Raw genomic sequence first — 24,417 nt, 5'->3', positions numbered from 1 at the left:
GTTTCGTCCGTACCTGTCTTCTCCTGTCAGTTTATCTGATTTTGCCCGGTCTGTCGACAGGGATCTTCTGCCTGATCAGCCAGGTCATCACCGGCTGCGCCTGCCGCAATTTCAAAACACCAGGTTCCTACCGTATTTGGCATACAACGTGCCGGCAATCATTTGCATTCCATGCACTGTCAGTATTTTGCATACAACACGCCGGTAAATTGACACACCCTGCAAAACATGCTACACTTTCACAGCATTCTGCAGACTGACGGCTCCTTGGCCGTTCTGTGTCTGTATGCTTTCTTACACATCCAAGGGGGAGAATTCCATGAAAACCAAAAATAAATTTACCGGCCGGATCGGCTTTATCATGGCTGCCGCCGGATCAGCCGTCGGCCTGGGCAACCTGTGGCGGTTCCCGTACCTGGCAGCCAAACACGGCGGCGGCACGTTTCTCGTGATCTATGTCATTCTGGCGGTCACCTTCGGCTTTGCCCTGATGATCACCGAGATCGCCATGGGACGGCGCACGGAGCGCAGCGTCCTGACTGCCTACGGGGTTTTTAACCCGAAATTCAAAATCTTAGGCGCCATCGGCGCGCTGGTCCCGATGATCATTACACCCTATTACTGCGTCATCGGCGGCTGGATCACCCATTATATGGCCACCTACGTGTCCGGGCGGGGCAACGAGGCGGTCAGCAGCAACTACTTCACAGACTTTATCACCGGGTGGAAGATTCCGCTTCTGTGTCTGGTGATTTATGTGGCGGTCAACGCCATTATCGTATCCGCGGGCGTACAGAAGGGCATTGAGAACTTCAGCAAAGTCCTGATGCCGGTTCTGGTGATTCTGTCCATTGTCATCGCGATCTACGGTTTGACCAACGAAGGCGGTGTGGACGGTCTGGTCTATTATCTGAAGCCCGCGCTTCACGGCGCCACCCCGGAAGCCAAGGCCACAAATCTCGTGCAGGCCATTATCGCCGCTGCCGGACAGCTGTTCTATTCCCTGTCCATTGCCATGGGAATCCTGATTACTTACGGCTCTTATATGAAGCGCAGCGAACCCATCGAAGGCTGTGTCCGCAAGATCGAGATTCTGGATACACTGATTGCCTTTATTGCCGGTCTCATCGTGGTTCCTTCCGTCTTTATCTTCGCGGGCGGCGAAGCGGCGGCTTCCACTTCCGGACCGAGCCTGATGTTTGTCATGCTGCCAAAGGTCTTCCATACCATGGCTTTCGGCAATGTCATCGGCGCCCTGTTCTTCTTCCTGGTATTCCTGGCTGCCCTGACCTCTTCCATCGCCCTGATGGAGACCATTGTGGCCGTGGTGGAAGAAGTGACCCACTGCCGCCGGCTCACGGCCAGCTTTGTAACCGCCATCGGCATTTTCCTGGTAGGCATCCCCTCCATGCTTGGCTACGGCGTCTGGGCCCATATCCGGCCCCTGGGCATGCAGTTCCTGGATTTCTTTGATTTCATCAGCAATACCATCATGATGCCGATCCTGGCTTTCCTGACCTGTATTCTGATCGGTTATGTGGCAAAACCGAAAGTCATCAAGGAAGAAGTCCTGAAATCGGAAACCCGCTTCAAAAGCGAAAAACTCTACAATCTCATGATACGCTATGTCGCCCCGATTTTCCTGGTAGCCATCCTGGCCACTTCCATCATCCAGCTCTTCGGCGCGCGGTAAGCTTTTTCCATGGAGTTCCCGGATCGCAAAACCCTGAACGATCTGTGAACTCCATGTTTTTTTCTTCCGGTATCGTGTATAATAGGCCGGAACCGATCCATCCGCATACGAAAGTCAGGTACTTCTATGATACAGGCTGTGATGCACCAGCTTGACCTGCTGGCTGGCATTTCCGCGCCCCTGCCCCGAGCGCTTCTGAACACGATTCTGATTCCGGTCCTCATCTTTCTGCTGGGACTGGCCATTACCGGCGTCAACCATCTGATCACCCGGATCATCGCCCTTCTGCTGGGCGGAAGGGCCGCCGGACAGATCCGGAATTACTTCACCTATCCCGGCACAGTTCATCACGAACTGGCCCACGCGCTTTTCGCGGCGCTCACCGGGGCCCGGGTCCTCCGGATCACGCTCCGCCCGCAGGGCGATACGCTGGGCAGCGTGGAATTTATTCCCCGGGGAAACACCCTCACCAAAAGCATCCAGATGACCCTCGCCTCCATCGCGCCGGTGGTCTGCGGAATCGGCACCCTGGCCCTGCTCTGGATGTTTGTATTCCCTCTCTGCGCCCTGTGGTGGCACTATGTCCTGTTTGGCTACGGATTTCTCTGCGTGCTTCTGCACATGAATATGAGTTCCCAGGATATAAAAAATGCACTCCGGGGAACCCCCGTGTGCATGCTGCTTCTGTTTCTTGTGTTTTTATTTCTGAAGGTCAATCTGCTTCAGGAACTGCTCCTGCTGTTCCGCGGACTGTCTGCATAAACAGTGCAGACAGCCCACGGCCGGCAGGCTTTTTTGTTTCTTCTTATTTGCCGGAAGCTTCCCGCCGGGCGATGACATCCGCGGCATGGATGCCCGAAGCGCCGGCCTGGGCCAGTCCCCTGGTAATCCCCGCGCCGTCCCCGATGGCGAAAAACCCCGGATATTCTGTTTCAAACTCACTGGTCAGCTGGGGTCTGGCAGAGTAGAACTTCACCTCTGCGCCGTACAGCAGTGTGTCATAATTGGCTGTACCCGGCGCCAGTTTGTCCAGTACCTGTATCATCTCTATGATATCATCCAGCTGCCGTTTGGGCAGGGCCAGAGACAGGTCGCCGGGCACCGCTGCCGTAAGGGTCGGATGGGTATACGACTGGGCCAGCCGGTGTTCGTTGGTACGCACCCCTTTCATCAGATCCCCGAACCGCTGCACCAGCACGCCGCCGGACAGCATATTGGAAAGGGAGGCGATATGTTTGCCGTAGCGATACGGCTGATTAAAAGGCTCGGTAAACCGGTTGGATACCAGCAGCGCAAAGTTGGTATTTTCACTGCGCAGCGCCGGATCCGAATAGGAATGCCCGTTTACGGTATTGATTCCCTCTACGCTCTCCGCCACCACATGACCGTAGGGATTCATGCAGAACGTCCGCACTTTGTCCCCGTACCGCTTGGTCCGGTAGAGCAGTTTGGATTCGTAGACCACATCTGTAATATGTTCAAATACCTTGGCGGGCAGTTCCACCCGAACCCCGATATCCACCTGATTGTTGATCAGTTTCATCCCCATATCCAGACACCGGGAAGCAAACCACTCCGCCCCGCTCCTGCCCGGAGCCGCGATCAGGTAACGGCACCGGATTTCGCTGCCGTCCTCCAGTGTCACCAGGTAACCGTCATCTGCTCTGCAGAAGCTGTCCACCCCGGCATGAAAGCGGAATTCCACGTCTTCCCGCATATCTTCATAGATATTGGTGAGAATTTCCAGGTTGCGCTCTGTGCCCAGATGCTTGCAGCGGGCCTGCAGCAGGTGCAGGTCATATTTGAGGGCTTCGATTTCCAGTTTTCTCGCTTCCGGTGTGGAGGTGGAGTAAAATTCCTTCGTGGCCCCGTGGGATACATTGACCGCATCCACCTCGTCAATCAGGCCCATCACCGTTCCCGCATCCAGATAATCTGTCAGCCAGCCGCCGAATTCCGTGGTAAAATTAAATTTTCCGTCGGAAAAGGCCCCTGCGCCGCCAAAGCCGCACATGGTATCACAGACCGGGCAGTGAATGCATTCTTTGACTCTGCCTGCCACAATGGGACACTTTCTTTTGTAAATATCATTTCCCTTCTCCAGGATCACGGTTTTCAATCCGGGACATTTTTCCCGCAGCCGGTATCCGGTATAGATTCCGGCCTCTCCGCTGCCGATAATGACTGCGTCATAATATTCTGCCATAATTCTTCTTTCCTCTGTCAATCTTTCTGCTGTCTCGTTCCTGCTGTCTCTCCTGTCTATACCGGCAGTCTGTCTTCCCACCAGATCACCCGGCCGGCCTGCAGCGACGCAGGCACAAGAATCAGGCGCTGGTTCGCGGAGCCGCGGAACTGCAGGCCCGCATCCTTGCGCTCCAGTTCAAACTCACCGTCTACCAGCACATCAATCAGGGACAGAATTTCATCTGTGGCATCACATCTGGCCCTGCCGGTGCCTTTTTCCTGACCGGTCAGTTCCTCAAAGGAATAGCCGGTGTACATCCAGATATTTTTTTTCGGATAAGTTTCCCGCACCTTCCGCAGCAGCGGAAGCAGTTCCCGCTGATTCTCCGGTTCAAAGGGTTCTCCCCCCAGTACGGTAAATCCTTCGATATAATGGGGCGCCAGTTCCTGCAGGATCCTGGCTTCTGTAGCTTCTGTGAACGGCTCTCCGTAATGGAAATCCCAGGTTTCCGGCTGAAAACACTCCCTGCAGTGATGGGTGCAGCCGGAAACAAACAGGCTGACACGAACCCCGGGTCCGTTTGCCACGTCTACTTTCTTTATGGTTCCGTAATACATATCCCCAGTCCTTTCTGTCTCTCCCTGCTCGCAGATCCCCCCTCCGGTCAGGAGGCTGCAGATTTACAGCGTCTTATTTTTTACGCGGATCGGCGGTTTACCAGGCGCCGCCGCCTCCGCCTCCGCCGCCTCCGCCGGAAAAGCCTCCGCCGAAGGATCCGCCGCCATAATTCCCTCCGGAATCAGCCGGCGGCACCGGTGTGCTGCCGGTTACGCAATGTTCCATCATGGAGCCGCACCACAGCGGTGAATACACAAACGGCCGGCCGTCATACGTACTGTACCACTCCGGCTGCGGCACCCGGATATTCGTAAACTTCTCTGCCCACTCCGTGGACATGCCCATAACCGCCGCGTAGGGCAGCACATCATAGAAGTAGGCCGGATCCTCCGCGGACAGCATTTTCAGCCGTTCATACTCCGCCGTGCGGATGAAGTCGCGGAATCCCAGCAATCTGCCCATAATCAGCGCATTTTCCCTGCTTCTGGCCCTCATAAAAACGATGCAGACCAGTATGGTCAGAAATGCTGCCGCGGATACCGCCCCCAGCCACGGGGTCTGCGTCATCCCCAGTCCGACACTGATTCCCGCGGCGGGAATCAGACAGCATACCGCACCGGCGATCAGTCCTCCCTTGGTTCCCCGGGAGTAACGATAGTCAAAATTTCTCACCAGGAAATAAATGCCCGCCAGCATCAGCATGACCTGAAGGATCCCGAGATGCGGATGGTTTCCATACAGGGCGGCTACGCCGATCACGGTATACACAATCAGTATCAGAATGCCGGCCGCACGGGCTCCCTTGCAGCCCGGACGGAAAATGCGGCCTTCTCTGCCCCGGTACTTCTGAAACAGCTGGGTTTTTGCCCGGTCCATATCACCCAGAAATGAGGTGGGAATCTTCGCTGTCGCCACCTCCGTTTTTCTGCGGAACAACCCCTTGAACAGCGTCAGTGCAAACGCCGGCTCTTCCGGCGCAGGCTCCTTTTCCTTCACCAGGGTATAGGTGTTGGTCCCGGTTTCTTTGATGGAAAGATAGCCCCGGGAGGCAAAATACAGAATCATGGACATAAAGTCCTCATTGTCCGCCTTTCCGTCAATCAGATATCCTGCTTCCAGCGGCGTCAGATCTTCCGGCGGACGAAATTCCACGGTTTGGACAATCTTCGGATCTCTACCAAAAATCAGGAAAAGGATCAGCAGAAACACCGCTGCCCCGCACAGAATCACGGCGATTCCCAGCGCCGACTGTCTGTGGGCCCGGGCATAGGTCTGCGCCTGGCTCCAGTACTGCTCCGGCAGACTGCCCCGGACCGTCACGCCATATCCCTTCGGCAGGTTGGATCCGTGAATGGTCAGTGTCTTTTTGTCTGAACTGACTGACTTGGTGAAATACCGGCTGCTCAGGCCGCCGGCACTGCCTTTCGGACCTGCGTAATATTCCATGGCATTCCAGTCCACTGCTTTCGGCATCGTAAGTGTCAGATCCGCCTCCCGGATGGAAGTCATCCAGTTGACCGGAAGCAGATTCTGAGCCAGGGCATCGGCTCCCTTCTCCGCGTCTTTGTACCAGATCAGATCATACGTAATCTGATAGGTGTGTGTTCCCCGCAGATAGGTATCCTCATTGCCGATCCGGATCCTGGTGGAACCGCTTCTCCCGGTTCCGCTGACTGTATAGTCCTGCTCCGATACCCTGATATTTTTTATACTGTAGGAAGCTCCTCCGTTGGGGATATCCCGGTAGATTCCGTGATGCCGCCGAATGAAATTCACCCGGATTTTCTCCGTCACCGCTATCCGGTGGGCGGTGTCCGCCGTCATCCGCACATCAAATGCTTCTGTAATATAGTCTCCCGGATCCGAGTCATCATACTTCCCGGATACCGCGGCTGTCACTGCCGCAGGATCCGAGGAAGCAGAGGAAGAAGCCAGCGCCGGCACCACAATCATGGTTACCACCATCGCGGCAATTACAATGATTGAGATGACAGCAATCAGCCGCTGCTTTCTCTTTTGTTTGTTCTTCTGACTGTTCACTTCATGTCTCCTTATCCATTCTGACAAATCTGCGCCGTATCCCTGCCGCCGGCAGACCATACCACAGGTAGTATAACATACCCGCCGCGGTTCTGTCTGCTATAACCGTGCGGGCGGCCGCAGAGGCATACGGCACAGGCAGGGCAGCGCGGGCAGAACCCGCACGTACCCGCTGCGCAGGCAGACGTACCGGCCGGACGGCGGCCGGCCTCCCGTACCGCACAGAAGACCGGCGCCTCCCGCTGGGAAGCCCGGTCTCCTGTGTACTCCTTATGGAAAATATGGTAACAATGGCAGAATTGTCTGCTGTTTATCGAATTGCAGCGAAAGCGCCGTCTAAAGCGTCAATCAGGTCATTGACATTTTCCGTACCGATGGACAGACGGATGGTGTTCGGTTTGATGCCCTGATCCAGCAGTTCTTCCTCGGTCAGCTGGGAATGTGTGGTGGATGCCGGATGAATTACCAGGGATTTTACATCCGCCACATTTGCCAGCAGGGAGAAGATCTCCAGATTGTCAATGAATTTCTGCGCGTCTGCCGCTGTGCCTTTTACTTCAAACGTAAAGATGGATGCGCCGCCGTTGGGGAAATATTTGTCATAGAACTCATGGCCTGCCTCACCCTCGATGGACGGATGATGCACTGCCTCCACCTGTTCATGGTTTTTCAGATAATCTACGATCTTCAACGCGTTCTCCACATGACGCTCTACGCGGAGAGACAGTGTCTCCAGGCCCTGCAGGAACAGGAACGCATGGAAGGGTGACAGGGTCGCGCCGGTATCACGCAGCAGAATCGCACGGATGTAGGTAACAAAAGCTACCGGCGCAGTCGCGTCCGCGAAGCTGATGCCGTGATAGGACGGATTCGGATCGGAGATCCAGGGATACTTGTGATCTGTATGCCAGTCAAAGGATCCGCCGTCTACTACCACGCCGCCGATTGCGGTGCCGTGGCCGCCGATGAACTTGGTTGCGGAATGTACCACAATGTCAGCGCCGTACTCCAGCGGACGCACCAGATAAGGGGTTGCGAAGGTGTTGTCCACAACCAGCGGAATGTTGTGCTTATGAGCTACTTTTGCCCATCCCTCGATATCGATGACATTACCCAGGGGATTGCCCAGAGTCTCGATGAACAGCGCTTTGGTATTCTCATCGATCGCAGCTTCCACTTCATCGAAATTGTAAGGATCCACCCATCTGCCGGTGATGCCGTACTGGGGAAGTGTGTGGCTTAACAGGTTGTAGGTGCCGCCGTAAATGGTCTTGGCTGCCACAATGTTTTCGCCTGCCTTGGCCAGTGCCTCGATGGCGTATGTGATGGCTGCCGCGCCGGATGCTGTGGCGATGGCGCCTGTGCCGCCTTCCAGTGCCGCGATCCGTTCCTCGAATACGCTCTGTGTGGTGTTGGTCAGTCTTCCGTAAATGTTGCCGGCGTCTTTCAGGCCGAAACGGTCAGCCGCGTGCTGGGAATTGTGGAATACATAGGATGTGGTGGCGTAGATCGGTACGGCTCTGGAATCTGTTGCCGGATCCGCCTCTTCCTGTCCTACATGTAACTGAAGTGTCTCAAATCTGTACTTTTTATTTGCCATTTTCCATTCCTCCATAATATATACTCTTGCAATAGGTTTTGTATGTTTTCTTTTGATGGTGTAACTATACCATCCTTTTTTCCTCTTGTATAATTGCAAAAAATAATGACATATTATAACTTAAAATTATAACATGCCATTTATCTATTATTTCAGAATATACAATTGTTTTACTAGGCTATACACCACACCGCCCTCATTTACGGATCAGCTGCAGACAGCGCCGGCAGCTTTCCAGATAGTATTCCCCCATTTCACTGCGGATGCTGTTGCGCTTTACCACGTAACCGATGCGCATCAGCCCGCTGGAGTCCTCCGCGTCCTCCCGGAAAGGAACCGCCAGGCAGCCGTCCCCGTTCAGATCATCAAAAATCACGCCGGAACACAGGGTATACCCGTTCAGGCTGTCCATCAGATTCAGCATAGTGGCCCGGTCATTCACCTGAATCGTCCGCGGATACACATTCTCGCTGAGAATCTCCTCCGCCAGATAAACGGAACTCTGCACATCCTGTTCAAAGGAAAGACAGGGAAAATCCTTCAGCTGATCCATGGTCACTTCCCGGCATTTGGCCAGCGGATGCTTCTCACACAGATACACATAGGCCCGGGCCTGCACCAGTTCGTGAAACTCCAGATCCTTTTCATGCAGCATTTTTCCGATAATCTTCTCATTATATGCGCTCATATAGAGGATCCCGATCTCGCTGCGCATCTGCGCCACATCCTGGATCACCTCTCGGGTCCGGGTCTCCCGCATGGCATATTCGAATTCCAGGGTATCAAACTTCCGCACCGTATCCACAAAGGCACGCACCGCAAAGGTGTAGTGCTGGGCAGATACGCCGAATTTTCTCTTAAATTCCGCATCCGGGCTGTAGCGCTCTTTCAGCAGTTCATACTGCTGGTAGAGCTGGCGCACATAGGCCAGAAATTCCTCGCCTTCACTGGTGGGGGTAACGCCCCGCTTGCTTCGCAGGAAAATATTGATGCCGATTTCCTCCTCCAGGCTCCGCATCGTATTCGTCAGCGCAGGCTGGGACAAAAACAGCTTCTCCGCCGCTTTGTTCATGGAGCCGCATTCCGCTATGGTAAGGGCATAATGCATCTGCTGCAGTGTCATGCTTCTGTCTCCTGTGTAATCTGTGTCAAAACCTCATCCCGCTCTTCCAGCCCGTGCAGATTCGCGAGCAGCAGCTCCTCCGTCAGATCCGCCATTTCCTCCGCGGACTCCCGGAACCCGTCCTCCATCCATCGCTTAATCAGGCCGAGGCAGCCGTAGAGACAGTATTCATAGACAAATTCGCTGCGGCTGTTCTGGTGCACATCCGTCACATACCGGGAGCGCTCCTCGAATTCCCTGCCGATGGTCTCGATCACATCATTAATAAACTGGATGTCTCCGTTGGCGCTGAACAGCACCTTGCACAGTTCGCCGTTTTCCTTCAGGTTGCGGTACATATTTTTCAGGAAGCCGGCTCGGCGCAGTTCGTCCACACTTTTCGCCTGTACCGCAAAGGCGTCATATTCCTCCAGAATCTCCTGAAACGATTCAAAAAATTCATTTTCCAGATGGCTGAGCATGTCCTGGATATCCGTATAGTGCAGATAAAAGGTGGAACGGTTGATATCCACCTCATCCACCAGCTCCTGCACGGTAATCTCCTGGATGCTCTTGGTCTGCATCAGCTTGATCAGTCCTGCCTTCAGCTGTGCTCTTGTTTTCCGGACTCTTCGGTCCAGTGTTTTCTTTTCTCCCATTTTTCCCTCTCCCGGCTGACCCTGACAGTCTCTGTCAAAGCAGCGCAATACCTTGTGTTCTATATTATAAGAATAGACATTTGTTTTTGTTTTGTCTATTAATCAACGCCGTATTTTTTATTGTTTTTCATTGTTTCATTCCGAATACGTGAAAAATACCTCTTGCAATCTCCTCTCCTGATGATTATAATACTCACTATCCAAATAATCAACACGTTGTTTATTAACATACTAGTTATTGTTTAATGCTTATCCTGCCGTTTAACATACTTTGTGTGCAGGACAGCATGGCATGTTCCATTGATTCTGTCAGTTTTTTAAGGAAGGACCATACTATGATTCGCAAGGAATGGAATAAACTGTTTCAAAACAAAATCATCATTTTCGTACTGATCGCGATTCTTCTGATCCCCGCCATTTACACCACCCTGTTTCTCGGCTCCATGTGGGATCCTTACGGAAAAACCGGCAATCTGCCGGTAGCCGTCGTCAATCAGGACAAAAGCACCACCTATCAGGGCAAGAAGCTGGACGTGGGCGATCAGCTGGTGAAGCGGCTGAAGAAAAATGACTCCCTGGATTTTCATTTTGTCACAGAACAGCAGGCAGAACTGGGCCTGCAGAACGGTGACTATTATATGGCAATCCGGATTCCGGAGAATTTTTCTTCCAATGCCGCCACCCTGTTGGATCAGAATCCGAAGAAAATGCACCTGTACTATTACACCAATCCGGGCAAAAACTACATCGCTTCCAAAATGAGCGAATCTGCCATGGAAAAACTGAAAAACAGCGTGTCCCGCACCGTCACCAAAACCTACGCGGACGCTATGAAAGACGTGATCGGGGATGCCGGCAGCCAGATCAGCCAGGCTGCCGACGGCTCCGGTCAGCTGACAAATGGTCTGCAGAAGCTGAATAACGGGGGAAAGGCCCTTTCCAAGGGCTTACGCACCGCGGCAGCCGGCACACTTAGCCTGAAAAAAGGCACCGGCAGGCTGGCCTCCGGCATTCAGCAGTACACAGACGGCGCAGCCACGGCGAAGAACGGATCTGATACTTTGAGTTCCGGCGCCGCTGCCCTGTCTTCCGGCGCCTCCAGACTGAATAACGGAACCGCCGCATATACCCGCGGCGTCGCTTCCTATGTCAATGGTGTCGGCACCTATACCGCAGGCGCGCGGAAACTGTATCTCGGCGCACAGAAACTCTCCGGTCTGGAAAATCTCGGCCAGGTGTCTTCTGCCGTTTCCACGTTGTCGGACAATATCAACGGTTCCGGCAGCACGACTCTGCAGGCAGGCGCGGATTCACTGGAAAGCGGCCTAAAAACCATTTCCGATCAGGTACGCGCCCTTAAGGGTTCCGCCACGGAAGAAAATCTGAAAACCCTTTCTTCCGCCATCGGCAATGCCCGGACCATTGTTTCCAGAAGCCAGACGGGCATTCAGCAGTCCGCGGAAGGCCTGGGACAGATCAGCCGTACGCTGAATACCCTTCCGGCCACTTTGGACCGCATGATTTCCGGGATGGAAACTGCTGCCGAACAGTCTGCCGGCAGGCAGATTTCCGCGGTTTCCTCCAAGGCCAACGATTCCATCCGCACCGCCAACAGCCGGATCAAAGCATCCAACGCCAAAATCGACGAAAGTATCCGCAGCATCCGGCAGACAGACGGCTTAAGCGAATCAGAAAAAGAAATCCTGGTCAAAAAGCTGGAATCCGCCAAACAGGACTCCGTAGAGGAAGTATCCGCTTCCTCCGCATCGGTGGACCTTTCTGCCCTGGCGGCAAAATACAAATCCAGCCTGCAGACCGCGGTATCCGACTTAAACACCGCACAGAAACAGCTGAACACGGTCAGCTCTTCCCTGTCCGACGCTTCCGGATACCTGTCCAAAATTTCCGCCGGACTGGCAAATGCCTCCATCGACAGCGACAGCATCAACCGTCTGTCCGCGGCTCTGGATACCGCTTACGCCGGTTCCCAGAAGCTCAGCGCAGGTGTAACCTGGGTCGGTTCCGCTGTTGATCAGCTGGAAACAGCCACTGCTTCTTTCCCGGAAGCAGCCGCCGGCATGAAACAGATGCGCAGCGGTCTCGCAGCGCTGACTTCCAATAATGTCAAACTGCAGACCGCCGGCAATACCCTGATTTCTTCCGGAAAAACCCTGACCGACGGCACTGCTTCCGCAGTATCCGGTGCCAGGAAGCTGGCCTCCGGTTCCAAACAGCTGAGCACCGGTCTTGCCACTCTGGTGTCCAACAGTGCGGCCTTAAATTCCGGCGCCGGTCAGCTGGCATCCGGAACCGCGCAGCTGGCCTCCGGTTCCCGGAAACTGTCAGACGGCTCCTCGCAGCTGAACACCGGTCTTGCCAGCGCTTACAGCGGATCCGCCAAACTGTCTTCCGGTCTCTCCAAAGGGGCGGATACGGTTCAGGATCTGCATTTCACCGGCAAAACCACCGGCATGTTTGCTTCGCCTGTAACAGGCAGCGAATCACAGATCACCTCTGTACCGAACAATGGCCATGCCATGGCCGCCTATATGATGAACGTGGGACTCTGGATCGCATGTATCGCCTTTTCCATCATGTACCCGATTCTGGATTATGAAGGAAAGCTGCATTCCGGCCTGGGCTGGTGGGCCAGCAAAGCCAGCGTTTTCTATCCGTTAAGCATTCTTATGGCACCGCTTATGGTACTGATTCTCCATCAGGTCCTGGGATTCCAGCCGGCATCCATGGGAAAAACGATCCTCGTAGCCATCGCCGCGTCACTGGCGTACATGTCCATCATGTATTTCTTCAATGCGCTGCTGGGCAAAGTCGGCAGTTTCCTGATGCTGATCTTTACCGTGGTCCAGCTGGCCGCTTCCGCCGGAACCTATCCCCTGGAACTTTCCGGCCGTTACGTCAGCCTGGTACACCGCTGGGTACCGTTCAGCTATGCGGTAGATGCATTCCGCAGCACGATTGCCGGCGGCACTTCCATTCAGTTCGATGTGGCCCGTCTGCTGCTGTATGCCGTTGGATTTGCGGCAGCCACCATTCTTCTGTTCTCCGCGCGATCCGTTCGAATCAAGCAGAACAAACCGGTATTATCCGACTTCATCAAATCCATGGGACTGTAATCGAGTAGGAGGCGGTGACTAACCGCCGTCCTCTCACACCACCGTGCGTACCGTTCGGTACACGGCGGTTTCAATAGTTGACGTGCACAGACTGATAGGCTGTGGCTAAATCATAAAAGCCACTGTTTATCAGTCTTTCTTTTGTCATGGCTTTCTTAACTGTTGTCAGATTCGCACAATACCAGTGTCCTCTTCGGCAGTTTGCTGCCATGTTCGCATAGTATTCGTGTACTCCCATCTTTATCAGATTTCTTTTCTTTGTTCTTGGAAGTTTCCACTGTTTCCATATACACATACGTATTCTGTGGTAGAGCCATCCGTTGATGTCATCTATGTTATTCTTCATACTTGCAATTCCGTAGTAGTTAAGCCATCCCCTCGCATACACCTTGATTTTCTCAAGGCTTGGCTTGATTGACTGACATCGCTTACGGGAAGATAACTCCTTCCGTCCAGACTTAAACTTCTTCCATGACTTCGGATGAACTCGGACATAAATGCCTTTTCCGTTCCTTCCCAATGCAAAGCCAAGGAATTTAAAATTTCGGATCGCAAATACGCTGACAGTACGACTCTTTTCTCGGTTAACTGTAAGTTTCAGCCTCTCCTCAAGATATTTTGTACTGCTTTCCAAGAGTCTCTCTGATGCCCGCTTGCTCTTTGCAAGAAGCACAATGTCATCTGCATATCTTATGCATGGAACGCCTCTTTTCAAGAATTCTTGGTCGAACTCATTGAGGTAGACATTTGCCAGCAATGGGGATAGATTTCCACCTTGTGGTGAGCCTTTCTCTGTGTCAATGACTACTCCGTTCTCCATTACACCGCTTTTCAGATAGCGCTTTATCAACTGTACTACACGTTCATCTTTTACATTCTTTCGGAGAAGATTGATGAGAATTTCGTGATTAAGAGTATCGAAGTACTTTGACAAGTCAAGGACTACAGCAAATGTATCGCCTTGTTCGGCATACTCCTTAACCTTGCGTATTGCGTCTTTTGCACTTCTGTTCGGACGATAGCCATAGCTACCCCCTGCAAACAGCGGTTCATAGATTGGCACTAACTGTTGGGCTATTGCCTGTTGAAGTGTACGGTCTACCACTGTTGGTATGCCAAGCTTTCGCACACCTCCATCTGCTTTGGGAACCTCAACTCGTCTTACTGGAGACGGAGTATACTTTCCACGATAAATGCGGTCGGTTATCTCTTGTTGATGTTCCTTTAGATATGGAAGAGCCTCCTCAACGGTCATGCCATCAATTCCTGGCGCTCCCTTGTTTGCCTTGACTCCTACTATGACCTCTGCTGACTTCTGTGCGTTCAGCATTGCTTTATGCAATGGTTACCTCTTTCACGGCGTACCGCACAGACCTCCCTAGGTACCACACGTTTCTTCCTCTCCATCCATCTGCCTCATCTATCATGCATGATTCCGTGTAGTTATTGGGCTTCGATTTGGCGTGCAACCTTACCCTCATGCATAACCTCCTATGAGATTTCTGTCCGTCAGACCAGAGATTTGCCCGTGAGTTAGTATTTTCCTCACATCCAGCTTCCTTCAGATTCCACCTCACGATGGACACCCTTGCCTTCGGCTATATCCTTCCCACTACCGGGTGGATTCGGGACTTTAACCCGTTAGAAACGTGCGCCGCTAGGCGCACACTGCAAAAGCCCTGTACCGAACCGCGGCTCTTTCGCCGCGTTCGGTACAGGGCTTTTTTCGAAATTGTTCCATGGGCAGATGACGGATCGGATGGATGGGAGGCTCCTGTCTGCCGTTTTTTCTGTTTTCGGTTATGAGTTCAGGGGGCTTCATTCCTGCAGTAAAAGCGCACGGGCTGCTTTGTATTTTTCCACCCGCTCCCGATCCCTGGTCGAGGGGTTGGGTATCCTGGACAGATCCATGTTGTGCCGCAGATCTGCCAGTTTCACGGATCGGGCCAGCGGATTTTCCTTCAGGCGCCGGATATAATCCATGTATTCCATTTGTGCCGGGCGGGTCAGAAGCCAGACTGCGTCTGTGATCCTGTCCCCGAAAATCTTCTGCAGCTCTTCCCGGGTCACATCAGTATCCTCCAGAACATCATGCAGATAGGCCACACACTGCGCGGCGGGATCCGCCAGAAAAGACGCAACCTTCTCCGGATGCCGCGCATAGGGCTTGCCGGCCCGATCTGTCTGTCCCTTGTGGGCCAGCCGGGAAATTAACTGTGCGGTATTCACCAGCTCTTCTTCTGTCATCCTCTGCTCCTTTGCGATTCGTTGCGTATTACCTGCTTATTTTAGATTATGGCGCAGGCCGGGTCAAGGAAGGGAGGACAGTTCTATTTTATAATATATTCTCTCTTGTAGTCTAATTGTCTTTCGGCAGTTTTTAATCACCCCACAGCAAGCACCCGTTCTAAATTACTGAACACCCATGGAACCGAGAATAATAATGACAGCTGTAGCAATCAGCGGAAATACAACCGTATTCATTCCAATATCTTTGTAAGAATCTTTATGTCTCATTTGCGTGATTGCCAGCAGCGTAATTACTGCTCCGTTATGTGGTAACGTATCCAAACCTCCGCACGCAACACAAGCAACTCTGTGAACTACTTCCAGCGGAATCCCACGTGCATTCGCAAGGGCAATCAGCTTGTCGCCCATAGTAGTCAGTGCAATTGTAAGTCCACCGGTAGCTGATCCCGTGATTCCTGCAAGAACAGAAGATGATATTGCCGTTACAACCAGCGGATTCGAAGAAATTGCCGTAATCGCACCCGCAATCAGAGAATATGCAGCCAGCGAGGAAATAACGGTACCATAGCCGTTTTCGGAAGCGGTATTAAAAATCGGAAGAAATGATCCCATCACACCTTCCTGTAAAATTTCAAGAAATGTGTCTTTTACACGTCTCCAGTTCATTAAGGTACAAACAATTACTGCTATGATCAACGCAAGCAGCAACGACCATGTACCAATCACTGACTGTAAAGTTACTTCAAAAGCCTGCTGTAAATAATCTCCATTCGTATTTGGAAAAATTATTTTTGAGAAAATTACATTCGCAACTACGCATACAACAATCGGAAAAATAGCTACACCAAACGATGGCAGGTCTTCTTTTTCGATATGAATCAGATTCTCTTTCCAGTCACCATATCCGGGGCCGTATTTTTTGGTACATATTTTAGCTCGTCTCACAAGCCATACATATCCAAAGCAAAACATGATCGCCGCAGCCACAATACCAAGCACCGGAGCAGCAAATGCTGTCGTCCCAAGGAACTTCATCGGTACTGCATTCTGCACCTGTGGCGATCCGGGCAATGCCGTCATTGTAAATGTGAATGCACCAAGTGCTATTGTCCCCGGCAAAATTCGTTTGTTAATTCCGCTTTCCCGAAACAGTTTTGCTGCAATCGGATACATCGCAAAAGATACAACAAACAGCGATACCCCGCCATAAGTCAGTACTGCACATATAATAACTACTGTCAATATCGCGTACTTTGATCCTATTTTCTGCACAAAGAAATCAGCAATTGCGTCTGCACTTCCTGTTTTCTCTATAAATTTGCCAAAAATTGCACCCAGTAAGAAAATCGGAAAATACGACTTAATGAATGTGGCTGCGCCGCTCATAAAAGTAATTGTATAATGAGCCATTAAATGCGGCGCTTCTCCCATACACAGCGCGCCTCCAAAGCAGGCAAGCAGGCCAAGCAGTGGCGCGACTATAATTACCGACCATCCCTTATAAGCCAGATACAGTAATAACGCCAGCGAAATACATATAAAAATCACTCCACCTATCATTTTCTTCCTCCTGTCTCCTTTTTTACAACTTCATCTCCATTTTTTCCTCTCTAAAAATACGCTCGTCCATAAGTTCAAGATTCTCTGCTATTAGTGGTTTAAATTCCATCTGTTCCAGTATGTCTTTCTGCAAATCAACGCCTGGTGCGATTTCTGTCAGAAGAAGTCCATCTTCAGTAAGCCGGAAAACCGCCCGTTCTGTAATGTACACTACATTCTGCTGAATACTGGTCGCATACTCAGCCGAAAATGTAATCTGCTCTACCTTTTTAATGAATTTCTTGTTACGGCCCTCTTGAATAATATGAAGTTTTCCATCCCTGACCTCTTCTTTCAGCCCCCCTGCTGTAAATGTTCCGCAAAAGACGATATTATGTGTGTTCTGCGAAATATCAATGAAGCCACCGCAGCCGGCAATCTTAGGTCCGAATTTAGATACGTTGATATTGCCCTGCTGATCGCACTGCGCCAATCCAAGATAAGTGAGGTCCAAACCTCCCCCATCGTAAAAATCAAATTGCCGATCTTGTTCGAGAATCATATAGGGATTATATGCTTCACCAAAATTTCCTCCACCAGCCGGAACTCCTCCGTGCAGTCCTGCTTCTACTGTAAGAGTAAACTGATCTCCCAGCCCCTCTTCATTTAAAACGGCTGCTACCCCTTCCGGGATACCGATGCCAAGATTTACAGTCGCATCCGGAACCATGAGCAGTGCTCCTCTTCTTGCAATGATTTTTCGGTTATTTAATGTCATTGCATCCACTTCGGACAGCACTGCCTTCTTTTGTCCTGAGAAACACGGATTAAAGCTTTCACCGAACACCTGCTGATGATATTTTTCCGGATCCGATGTTTTGACAACTATATCTACCATCGTATTGGCTATTTTCACTAATTTAGGATCCAGCGAACCTCCACGGACAATATCTTTAACCTGAACGATCACCTTACCTCCATTGTTTTTACATGCCATTGCCATGGAAGTCGGATCAAGCACTGCTCCTTCTTCTTCCAATGTAATATTTCCATATTCATCAGCATATGACCCCCTCAGAATCACCACATCCAGTTTCGGCGTTTCATAGAGCAGATAATCTTCGCCATGAACCTCCGAGTGAAAAACAATATCCTCCTTCGTCCGATCATTTAATTTTCCGCCTTCCAAATCCGGATCAACAAAAGTTTTTAATCCGACTTTTGTATAGGTATAAGGTTTTTTCGCTGCTGCGTCACGAAACATGTGAGATATTGTTCCCTGCGGTAAGTTATATGCTTCCACTTCATTATCCATTGCCAGTTTCTGAACCTGCGGACACAAATTCCAGTGACCGCCAATGACACGCCGAAGCATTCCTGCGTGCGCCAGATGATTGACTCCTCCTTTTGTCCCGTCTCCCTGACCTGCCGCAAAATATAAAGTTAAATCCTTCGGTGATCCGGAAGAAAGAAATTTCTTTTCCATACAGCACATTATTTCTTCCGCAACTCCAACAGTCACAAATCCGCTGCAGGCAATCGTAGCATGATCCGGAATCAATCCTACTGCTTCTTCCGCTGACATAAACTGTACTCTCATCTTTCCTCCTTTTTATACTTTTTGCATAATTTCCAATCTGAGTAATTGCTATATTTTTTACATTTTCATTATATTATTTCAATATTATTGTGTAAAATTACTAGTTTTATATAGTGTTTATAAGATTAAAATTTATATTTTATATAAATTCAAGGATAATATGATGTATAAGAAAAAATTATAGTAAAAAAGCCCTTCCTGCCTTTTCAGCAAGAAGAGCTTTGCACTATTCATCACGAATTAAACTGAGTACAGTTCTCTATACATTCAGGAGACGGTATACAGTACTCTATTTTTTTAATATTAAATTGATGATTCAGAATGGCATCCTTCAAGCAAGATGCTGCTATTGGCATATAATGTTTCTTGGATTCCAGCAACGCTATACGCCAGGGAATCTTCGGATCCAGTCTTGATGTCGTAAATGCCGCATGGGTCGCATCAAGAACCGGTCTGGGAAGTATTGAAATCCCCTGACCCAACATCACCATCTTAATAATAAATGAAGGCATCGAACTGGTATTAACGATATGCGGAACTATTCCCATATTCCCAAAAGCTTCCTTTATTTCCTTATAAAGGACGAAATTTTTGTTATATATAATCAGTTTTTCATTTTCCAGTTCCAGAAGATTCGTAACCGCGTTTTTTGCCAGTCTATGCTGATCATTTGTCACAAGACAGCATTCATCTTCCACAAGCGGATAGATATTCATTCCTTCACTATTAACTGGAAGCATAACTATACCAAGATCTGCTTCATGATTGCAAATCATGTCTCTTACCCGGTAGGACCCTTCTTCCAACACCTCTATTTCGATAGGGGGTGCGGACGTTTTCTTGGACAGCCTAGGCAACCAATCCAAGAGATCGCCTGTACTCCACAGGGCTCAAATACCCTAACGATTTCTTGATTCTTTTTTCATTGTACCAATGAAGGTACAGATCTAACTCACGTGAGAATTCCTCCACGGTCACACCCGTCCAGTCCTGATTGTAGAAGAACTCATTTTTTATTCGTCCAAATAAACCTTCACAAGCAGCATTATCTGGAGAGCACCCTTTCTGTGACATGGATCTGGTATACCCGTTTATCTTCATTCTCTCGATCCAACCTGGCCAGCGATAGTGGCATCCTCGATCCGTATGAATGATTGGTTTGGAGTTTGCGCCTATGTTCGCAATCACATCGTCGAGCATGCCGTTGACGAGATCGGCATTTGGATGTTCGCTTATTCTCCACGTGACCAGCATTCCATCGAAGCAGTCTACTGCCGGAGACAGATATACCTTGCCGGCCGGAATAGCAAACTCGCTGATATCCGACAAAAGAAGTTCGTCTGGTTTCTCGCTATGAAAATCTCTCTGTACTTCGTTTGGAACAGCAGGACTGATTTCCCCCTTATACGAACTGTATTTCCTCGTTTTTCGGATTTTTACTTCAAGACCCTCTTCCTTCATCACTCTGCGAACGACCTTCTCCGAGACCTTTATCCCTGTCTTTTTTAGTTCTGCATGGATCCTGCGATATCCATACCGAGCTTTGTTTTCAAGGAATATACGAACAACTTCATGGCGCAGATACTCATATTTATCTTCTGCTGCAAAAGCCTTTATCTGATAGTAGTAACTACTCCTTGACAGTTTCATTCTTCGAAGCAGGATCGGTAGCGGGTACTTCTCCTTCATGGCGTCGATTACCGCTACTTTCTCCCTGTTCTTCAGGTCCTTCCAGTCGACGCCGGGGTCTTTTTTTAATACGTTAATTGTCTCCTTTAAGATATCTACTTCCAATTGGAGCTCGTACATCTGCTTTCTGAGCGATTCGACTTCTTCTGAAGATATCTTTTCATCCATATCCGGTAATTTTCCCGGCCTGATATTTTTCGTGTTCATCAGAGAAGCTGCACCTCCTTGAAGATATCGCTTTCGCCACATATATATGCTGGCTCGGCTGTATTCGATCTCCTCTGATACTGATTTTACACTCTCTCCATTCTCAAAGCAACGACGAAGCACTTGCAGCTTAAACTCCGCCGGAGGATTTCTGGGGTGCTCGGTGGTGTTTTTAAGATTAAGTTTTTTTCGCTTTTCTTTTGTTTTTCCCTCGTTACGAATCCAGGTATACAGTTGCTTTCTGCTGGGATAACCAAGTTGACGTACCACATCTGTAACAGATCCTGTCTGATGGAAAACATGCAGTGCCTTTGTTCTCTGTTCTTCTGAATACATCATTGACTCCTTTCAGAGCCCTATATGTGTCCAGGTTTTTGTCCGCACCCCCATATGCGGATATTTGTCTGCAAACTCTGCAAGAAAATCCGGAAAATAGATATTTAATAATGTCGCCGGCATGCAAATGGTCACCTTGCCGCACACATCATTGCTGCTCTTTACCCTGTTCGGTATATCATAAAACGAATTCAAAATGGAGTTGCAGGAGTCCAGAAATGCTTCCCCTGAAAAAGTCAGAAAAAACTCATGGTTTGTTCTATAAATCAGAGTTACCCCAAGTTCTTCCTCTAATTGTTTTACTGTCTGACTCAGTAAAGGCTGTGAAACAAATAGATTCTGCGCTGCAAGAGAAAAGCTGCGACTTTTAGCTATTTCGGAAAAGTAAAACATCTGTTTTAAATTCATGCTATCCTCCGTTCAAATGAACAACCCACTTTCTCTGTCATTCTGTTTTGTGCCATGATTATTTCATCCGTAATCCGGATAATAGATGCTGATGCTTTCATTATTGCATATTATATGCACGCTGTAATGTATTATTTATCATAACAGCTTTCCTCCAGCCACCCCCGATTCAGTTCCGCAGCCTTCCCCCTGTCGATATACAGCGCATTTGGTTCGGTCACGCAGGGCAGATACAGGATCTGCACCCCTGCAGCCGCCGCATCCGCCAGGGCTTCCCCAAATTCCGGATGGGTGGCTTCATTGGGCAGAACCTTACGAACTCCCGGCATCGGAATGACAAAGGCAATTCCCCCGTGATATCCCTCTTTTTCCGCTTTTGTCAGCTCCTGCAGATGCTTCACGCCCCGTTCCGTGGGCGCGTCCGGAAAGTAGCCGATCCCGTCCACTTCCAGCGTGCATCCCTTGACTTCCAGAAGAAATCTTTCTTTTCCTTTCTCCATATAAAAATCGATGCGGGACCGGCCATAGGTATATTCCGGCCGAACCAGGTCAAAGGACAGGGTATCCAGCCATTCCTTCATTACATGGTTGGGAGCCTGACTGTCGATATTGACAAGGCCCAGGGAGGGTTTGTATACGGCGGTCAGATCATAGGCTGTTTTCCGGTTCGGATTGTCCGAACGGGACAGAATCACTTCCGCTCCCGGTACCAGCAGCTCTCTGCACCTGCCTGTGTTTTTGACATGTACCGTCTCTGTCCGGCCCGCAATCTCCACATGGGCGACAAACCGGTTGGGACGGTCGATAAAATATCCGTTGGTTATGTTCTGATAAATCATAAGTTCCTGCTGACTGCCTTCTTTTTCAATGTCTGTTCCCTGTCTGTGTGTCTTTTTTCTTCCGTCTTTTCCTGCTGTTCTCTCATTATAACAGATTTATCACAAAAATAAGCTGTGAAAAAACCTGCCTTTCGTTTTTTTCACAGCTTATATGCTTACGCTCAGTATTTTATTTTACGGAGATTCCAGCGGATCCGCGGAAGCCGCTCGGCAAAACCGTGCTTACAGATGAAGCACCCGCTCTTTGATCTCCTGGGTACGTCCCTGATTCCAGAACTGGCTGCCGATATAGCCGCAGGTACGACGAGCCACATTCAGCTTGCTCTGATCCCGGTTGCCGCAGTTCGGGCATTCCCACACCAGCTTGTTGTCTTCTTCCACAATCTGTATCTCACCGTCAAAGCCGCACTCCTGGCAGTAATCGCTCTTGGTGTTGAGCTCTGCATACATGATATTGTCGTAGATAAACTCCATCACGGCCATTACCGCATCCAGATTGTTCTGCAGGTTCGGCACCTCCACATAACTGATGGCGCCGCCCGGAGAAAGCTCCTGGAAAGCAGACTCGAATTTCAGTTTGGTAAAAGCGTCAATTTCCTCTGTGACATGCACATGGTAGCTGTTGGTAATATAGTTCTTGTCTGTAACGCCTTCGATTTTGCCGAATCGTTTCTGGAGACATTTCGCGAATTTGTATGTGGTGCTCTCCAGCGGCGTGCCGTATACGGAATAGTCGATATTCTCCTCTGATTTCCACTTCTGGCAGGCATCATTCAGATGCTGCATCACAGCCAGGGCAAAGGGTTTTGCCTCCGCGTCGGTGTGTGATTTGCCTTTCATGTAGCGTACGCACTCATACAGGCCCGCGTAGCCAAGGGAAATCGTGGAATATCCGCCGTAGAGCAGCTTGTCAATGGGCTCTCCCGGTGCCAGTCTGGCCAGGGCGCCATGCTGCCACAGAATCGGCGCCACATCCGACGGTGTGCCCAGCAGTCTCTCATGACGGGCGCGCAGTGCCCGATGGCACAGCTCCAGACGTTCGTCAAAAATTCTCCAGAAATCTTCCTCATTCTTCTGGGAAGACAGGGCCACATCTACCAGATTGATGGTCACAACGCCCTGATTGAAGCGGCCGTAGTATTTCCGCTTGTTTGGATCGTAATTTTTCGCATTGGCCACGTTCTCCGTGGTACGGTCTACAGTCAGGAAGCTGCGGCAGCCCATGCATGTGTATACATCCCCCTGTTTCAGCTCCTTCATCTTCTTTTCAGAAATATAGTCCGGAACCATGCGTTTGGCGGTGCATTTCGCGGCCAGACGGGTCAGGTAGTAATATTTGCTGTCTTCATGGATGTTATCTTCTTCCAGCACATAGATCAGCTTCGGGAAAGCCGGTGTGATGTATACACCCTGCTCATTCTTGATTCCCTGGATCCGCTGTTTCAGGATTTCTTCCGTAACCATGGCCAGATCATCCCGCAGCTGTCCTTCCGGCACTTCATCCAGATACATGAAAATCGTGATAAACGGTGCCTGGCCATTGGTGGTCATCAGTGTGATGACCTGATACTGGATCAGCTGAACGCCCTGCTGCACTTCTTTTTTCAGGCGCAGCTCCGCGATCCGGTTGATGGTCTCCTCATCTGCTTCAATGCCGCATTCTGCCAGATTTTCCCTGGCTTCCCTGCGGAATTTTTCACGGCTGACATTGACAAAAGGCACCAGATGCGCCAGTGAAATGCTCTGGCCGCCATACTGGGAGCTGGCAATCTGAGCCACTGCCTGGGTCGCGATATTGCATGCCGTGGAAAAGCTGTGGGGCTTCTCGATCAGGGTTCCGCTGATAACCGTGCCGTTCTGGAGCATGTCCTCCAGGTTCACCAGACAGCAGTTGTGCATATGCTGGGCAAAGTAATCCGCGTCATGGAAGTGGATGATGCCTTCTTCATGGGCTTTCCAGATATCTTCCGGCAGCAGGAAACGCTTGGTGATATCCTTGCTGACCTCCCCTGCCATATAGTCTCTCTGCACGCTGTTGACCGCCGGGTTTTTATTGGAATTTTCCTGTTTGACCTCTTCATTGTCATACTCCAGAAGAGTCAGGATCTGCTGATCGGTGGAATTGGATTTTCGCACCAGCGCCCGTTTGTAACGATAGGTGATGTAATTGCGGGCCACGGAAAAGGCCCGCTGATTCATGATCTGATTCTCCACCAGATCCTGGATCTCTTCCACGCTCAGCGCCCGGTTCATTCCCTCACAAATGGTACGCATATTTGCGGAAATCACCGCGATCTGCTCTTTGCTCATCTGTTCGCTCTCCGGTACCGAGCGGTTCGCTTTCTCTACAGCTGCCGTGATTTTGTTAAGATCAAAGGTATCTTCTGTTCCGCTTCTTTTGATGATCTTCATGTCCGTTCTCCCTTGCACATCCTGTCTTTTCCCTGCCGGGAATCTGTCATTGTATTGTTGAACAATTGTAAAGAATTGCCTTATGCGCACAACAAGCGGTCCT

18 protein-coding genes are annotated in these 24,417 nt (G+C 50.4%); 3 read left to right on the top strand and 15 right to left on the bottom strand.

The genetic code is table 11. The annotated features are described in order from the left end of the window. Positions 1 to 319 precede the first annotated feature (319 nt). Together CXIVA_RS06915 and CXIVA_RS06910 are read left to right on the top strand one after the other, a co-directional pair. The gene (locus tag CXIVA_RS06915) at positions 320 to 1,693 is read left to right on the top strand and encodes a sodium-dependent transporter (protein WP_013977290.1); all 1,374 of its coding nucleotides are present in this window, start codon (positions 320 to 322) and stop codon (positions 1,691 to 1,693) included. 126 nt (positions 1,694 to 1,819) lie between these two features. Then, positions 1,820 to 2,455, top strand: a complete 636-nt coding sequence (locus CXIVA_RS06910; protein ID WP_041727702.1) for a M50 family metallopeptidase — start codon at positions 1,820 to 1,822, stop codon at positions 2,453 to 2,455. A gap of 43 nt (positions 2,456 to 2,498) precedes the next feature. Here CXIVA_RS06910 and CXIVA_RS06905 read toward each other — a convergent pair whose 3' ends face one another. From CXIVA_RS06905 to CXIVA_RS06875, 6 genes are all read right to left on the bottom strand, one after another. After that, the gene (locus CXIVA_RS06905) at positions 2,499 to 3,899 is read right to left on the bottom strand and encodes an NAD(P)/FAD-dependent oxidoreductase (protein ID WP_013977288.1); all 1,401 of its coding nucleotides are present in this window, start codon (positions 3,897 to 3,899) and stop codon (positions 2,499 to 2,501) included. 56 nt (positions 3,900 to 3,955) lie between these two features. Further along, positions 3,956 to 4,498: an anaerobic ribonucleoside-triphosphate reductase activating protein gene (nrdG, locus tag CXIVA_RS06900; protein ID WP_013977287.1), complete on the bottom strand. Its 543-nt coding sequence runs from the start codon at positions 4,496 to 4,498 to the stop codon at positions 3,956 to 3,958. Positions 4,499 to 4,595: 97 nt separating this feature from the next. Continuing rightward, a complete protein-coding gene (locus tag CXIVA_RS06895) occupies positions 4,596 to 6,539 on the bottom strand; it encodes a DUF2207 domain-containing protein (RefSeq protein ID WP_013977286.1) in 1,944 nt (647 codons plus the stop codon). A 310-nt stretch (positions 6,540 to 6,849) separates the two neighbouring features. Further along, entirely contained in the window at positions 6,850 to 8,139 is a 1,290-nt protein-coding gene (locus tag CXIVA_RS06885; RefSeq protein ID WP_013977284.1) for an O-acetylhomoserine aminocarboxypropyltransferase/cysteine synthase family protein, read from the bottom strand. 196 nt (positions 8,140 to 8,335) lie between these two features. After that, on the bottom strand, positions 8,336 to 9,262 hold the full coding sequence (locus CXIVA_RS06880; protein WP_013977283.1) for a LysR family transcriptional regulator: 927 nt from the start codon (positions 9,260 to 9,262) through the stop codon (positions 8,336 to 8,338). Then, positions 9,259 to 9,900 carry a TetR-like C-terminal domain-containing protein gene (locus tag CXIVA_RS06875; protein WP_013977282.1) on the bottom strand — a complete coding sequence of 214 codons (642 nt, stop codon included), beginning with the start codon at positions 9,898 to 9,900 and terminating at the stop codon, positions 9,259 to 9,261. The genes CXIVA_RS06880 and CXIVA_RS06875 overlap by 4 nt, the downstream gene beginning before the upstream one ends. A gap of 335 nt (positions 9,901 to 10,235) precedes the next feature. Here CXIVA_RS06875 and CXIVA_RS06870 point away from each other — a divergent pair, with 335 nt between their 5' ends. Then, complete coding sequence (locus CXIVA_RS06870; RefSeq protein ID WP_013977281.1) at positions 10,236 to 13,034, top strand: YhgE/Pip domain-containing protein; 2,799 nt, start codon at positions 10,236 to 10,238, stop codon at positions 13,032 to 13,034. A gap of 70 nt (positions 13,035 to 13,104) precedes the next feature. Here the strand turns inward: CXIVA_RS06870 and ltrA are convergent, their stop codons facing one another. The 9 genes from ltrA to nrdD form a co-directional block, all read right to left on the bottom strand. Continuing rightward, entirely contained in the window at positions 13,105 to 14,376 is a 1,272-nt protein-coding gene (gene ltrA, locus CXIVA_RS06865) for a group II intron reverse transcriptase/maturase (RefSeq protein WP_013977280.1), read from the bottom strand. 476 nt (positions 14,377 to 14,852) lie between these two features. Further along, entirely contained in the window at positions 14,853 to 15,281 is a 429-nt protein-coding gene (locus CXIVA_RS06855) for an HD domain-containing protein (protein ID WP_013977278.1), read from the bottom strand. Positions 15,282 to 15,446: 165 nt separating this feature from the next. Further along, entirely contained in the window at positions 15,447 to 16,844 is a 1,398-nt protein-coding gene (locus tag CXIVA_RS06850) for a GntP family permease (RefSeq protein WP_013977277.1), read from the bottom strand. Positions 16,845 to 16,866: 22 nt separating this feature from the next. Next, positions 16,867 to 18,423, bottom strand: a complete 1,557-nt coding sequence (locus CXIVA_RS06845) for an acyl CoA:acetate/3-ketoacid CoA transferase (RefSeq protein WP_013977276.1) — start codon at positions 18,421 to 18,423, stop codon at positions 16,867 to 16,869. Between the two features lie 233 nt (positions 18,424 to 18,656). Next, positions 18,657 to 19,280, bottom strand: coding sequence for a LysR substrate-binding domain-containing protein (locus CXIVA_RS06840; RefSeq protein ID WP_278244625.1), 624 nt, complete (start codon positions 19,278 to 19,280; stop codon positions 18,657 to 18,659). After that, positions 19,273 to 20,655, bottom strand: coding sequence for an IS3 family transposase (locus tag CXIVA_RS06835; protein WP_013977274.1), 1,383 nt, complete (start codon positions 20,653 to 20,655; stop codon positions 19,273 to 19,275). Before CXIVA_RS06835 ends, CXIVA_RS06840 begins: the two co-directional genes overlap by 8 nt. A gap of 12 nt (positions 20,656 to 20,667) precedes the next feature. Then, positions 20,668 to 21,063 carry a LysR family transcriptional regulator gene (locus CXIVA_RS06830; RefSeq protein ID WP_013977273.1) on the bottom strand — a complete coding sequence of 132 codons (396 nt, stop codon included), beginning with the start codon at positions 21,061 to 21,063 and terminating at the stop codon, positions 20,668 to 20,670. Positions 21,064 to 21,194: 131 nt separating this feature from the next. Continuing rightward, a complete protein-coding gene (gene sfsA / locus CXIVA_RS06825; protein ID WP_013977272.1) occupies positions 21,195 to 21,902 on the bottom strand; it encodes a DNA/RNA nuclease SfsA in 708 nt (235 codons plus the stop codon). 222 nt (positions 21,903 to 22,124) lie between these two features. Continuing rightward, a complete protein-coding gene (gene nrdD / locus CXIVA_RS06820) occupies positions 22,125 to 24,314 on the bottom strand; it encodes an anaerobic ribonucleoside-triphosphate reductase (protein ID WP_013977271.1) in 2,190 nt (729 codons plus the stop codon). Positions 24,315 to 24,417 lie beyond the last annotated feature (103 nt).

The organism is Clostridium sp. SY8519, from assembly GCF_000270305.1.
Taxonomy (GTDB): Bacteria; Bacillota; Clostridia; order Lachnospirales; family Lachnospiraceae; genus SY8519.
The sequence above is the reverse complement of the archived record's forward strand: the minus strand, read 5'-3'. Positions and strand labels throughout refer to the sequence as shown.

What these genes read in the sequence shown, in the direction of transcription:
- nrdG (WP_013977287.1), bottom strand. Translation starts at nt 4,498, where the DNA reads ATGTATTACGGAACCATAAAGAAAGTAGACGTGGCAAACGGACCCGGG.
- CXIVA_RS06875 (WP_013977282.1), bottom strand. Translation starts at nt 9,900, where the DNA reads ATGGGAGAAAAGAAAACACTGGACCGAAGAGTCCGGAAAACAAGAGCA.
- CXIVA_RS06845 (WP_013977276.1), bottom strand. Translation starts at nt 18,423, where the DNA reads ATGAGAGTACAGTTTATGTCAGCGGAAGAAGCAGTAGGATTGATTCCG.
- CXIVA_RS06915 (WP_013977290.1), top strand. Translation starts at nt 320, where the DNA reads ATGAAAACCAAAAATAAATTTACCGGCCGGATCGGCTTTATCATGGCT.
- CXIVA_RS06835 (WP_013977274.1), bottom strand. Translation starts at nt 20,655, where the DNA reads ATGTATTCAGAAGAACAGAGAACAAAGGCACTGCATGTTTTCCATCAG.
- CXIVA_RS06885 (WP_013977284.1), bottom strand. Translation starts at nt 8,139, where the DNA reads ATGGCAAATAAAAAGTACAGATTTGAGACACTTCAGTTACATGTAGGA.
- sfsA (WP_013977272.1), bottom strand. Translation starts at nt 21,902, where the DNA reads ATGATTTATCAGAACATAACCAACGGATATTTTATCGACCGTCCCAAC.
- nrdD (WP_013977271.1), bottom strand. Translation starts at nt 24,314, where the DNA reads ATGAAGATCATCAAAAGAAGCGGAACAGAAGATACCTTTGATCTTAAC.
- CXIVA_RS06850 (WP_013977277.1), bottom strand. Translation starts at nt 16,844, where the DNA reads ATGATAGGTGGAGTGATTTTTATATGTATTTCGCTGGCGTTATTACTG.
- CXIVA_RS06880 (WP_013977283.1), bottom strand. Translation starts at nt 9,262, where the DNA reads ATGACACTGCAGCAGATGCATTATGCCCTTACCATAGCGGAATGCGGC.
- CXIVA_RS06870 (WP_013977281.1), top strand. Translation starts at nt 10,236, where the DNA reads ATGATTCGCAAGGAATGGAATAAACTGTTTCAAAACAAAATCATCATT.
- CXIVA_RS06910 (WP_041727702.1), top strand. Translation starts at nt 1,820, where the DNA reads ATGATACAGGCTGTGATGCACCAGCTTGACCTGCTGGCTGGCATTTCC.
- CXIVA_RS06830 (WP_013977273.1), bottom strand. Translation starts at nt 21,063, where the DNA reads ATGAATTTAAAACAGATGTTTTACTTTTCCGAAATAGCTAAAAGTCGC.
- CXIVA_RS06855 (WP_013977278.1), bottom strand. Translation starts at nt 15,281, where the DNA reads ATGACAGAAGAAGAGCTGGTGAATACCGCACAGTTAATTTCCCGGCTG.
- CXIVA_RS06905 (WP_013977288.1), bottom strand. Translation starts at nt 3,899, where the DNA reads ATGGCAGAATATTATGACGCAGTCATTATCGGCAGCGGAGAGGCCGGA.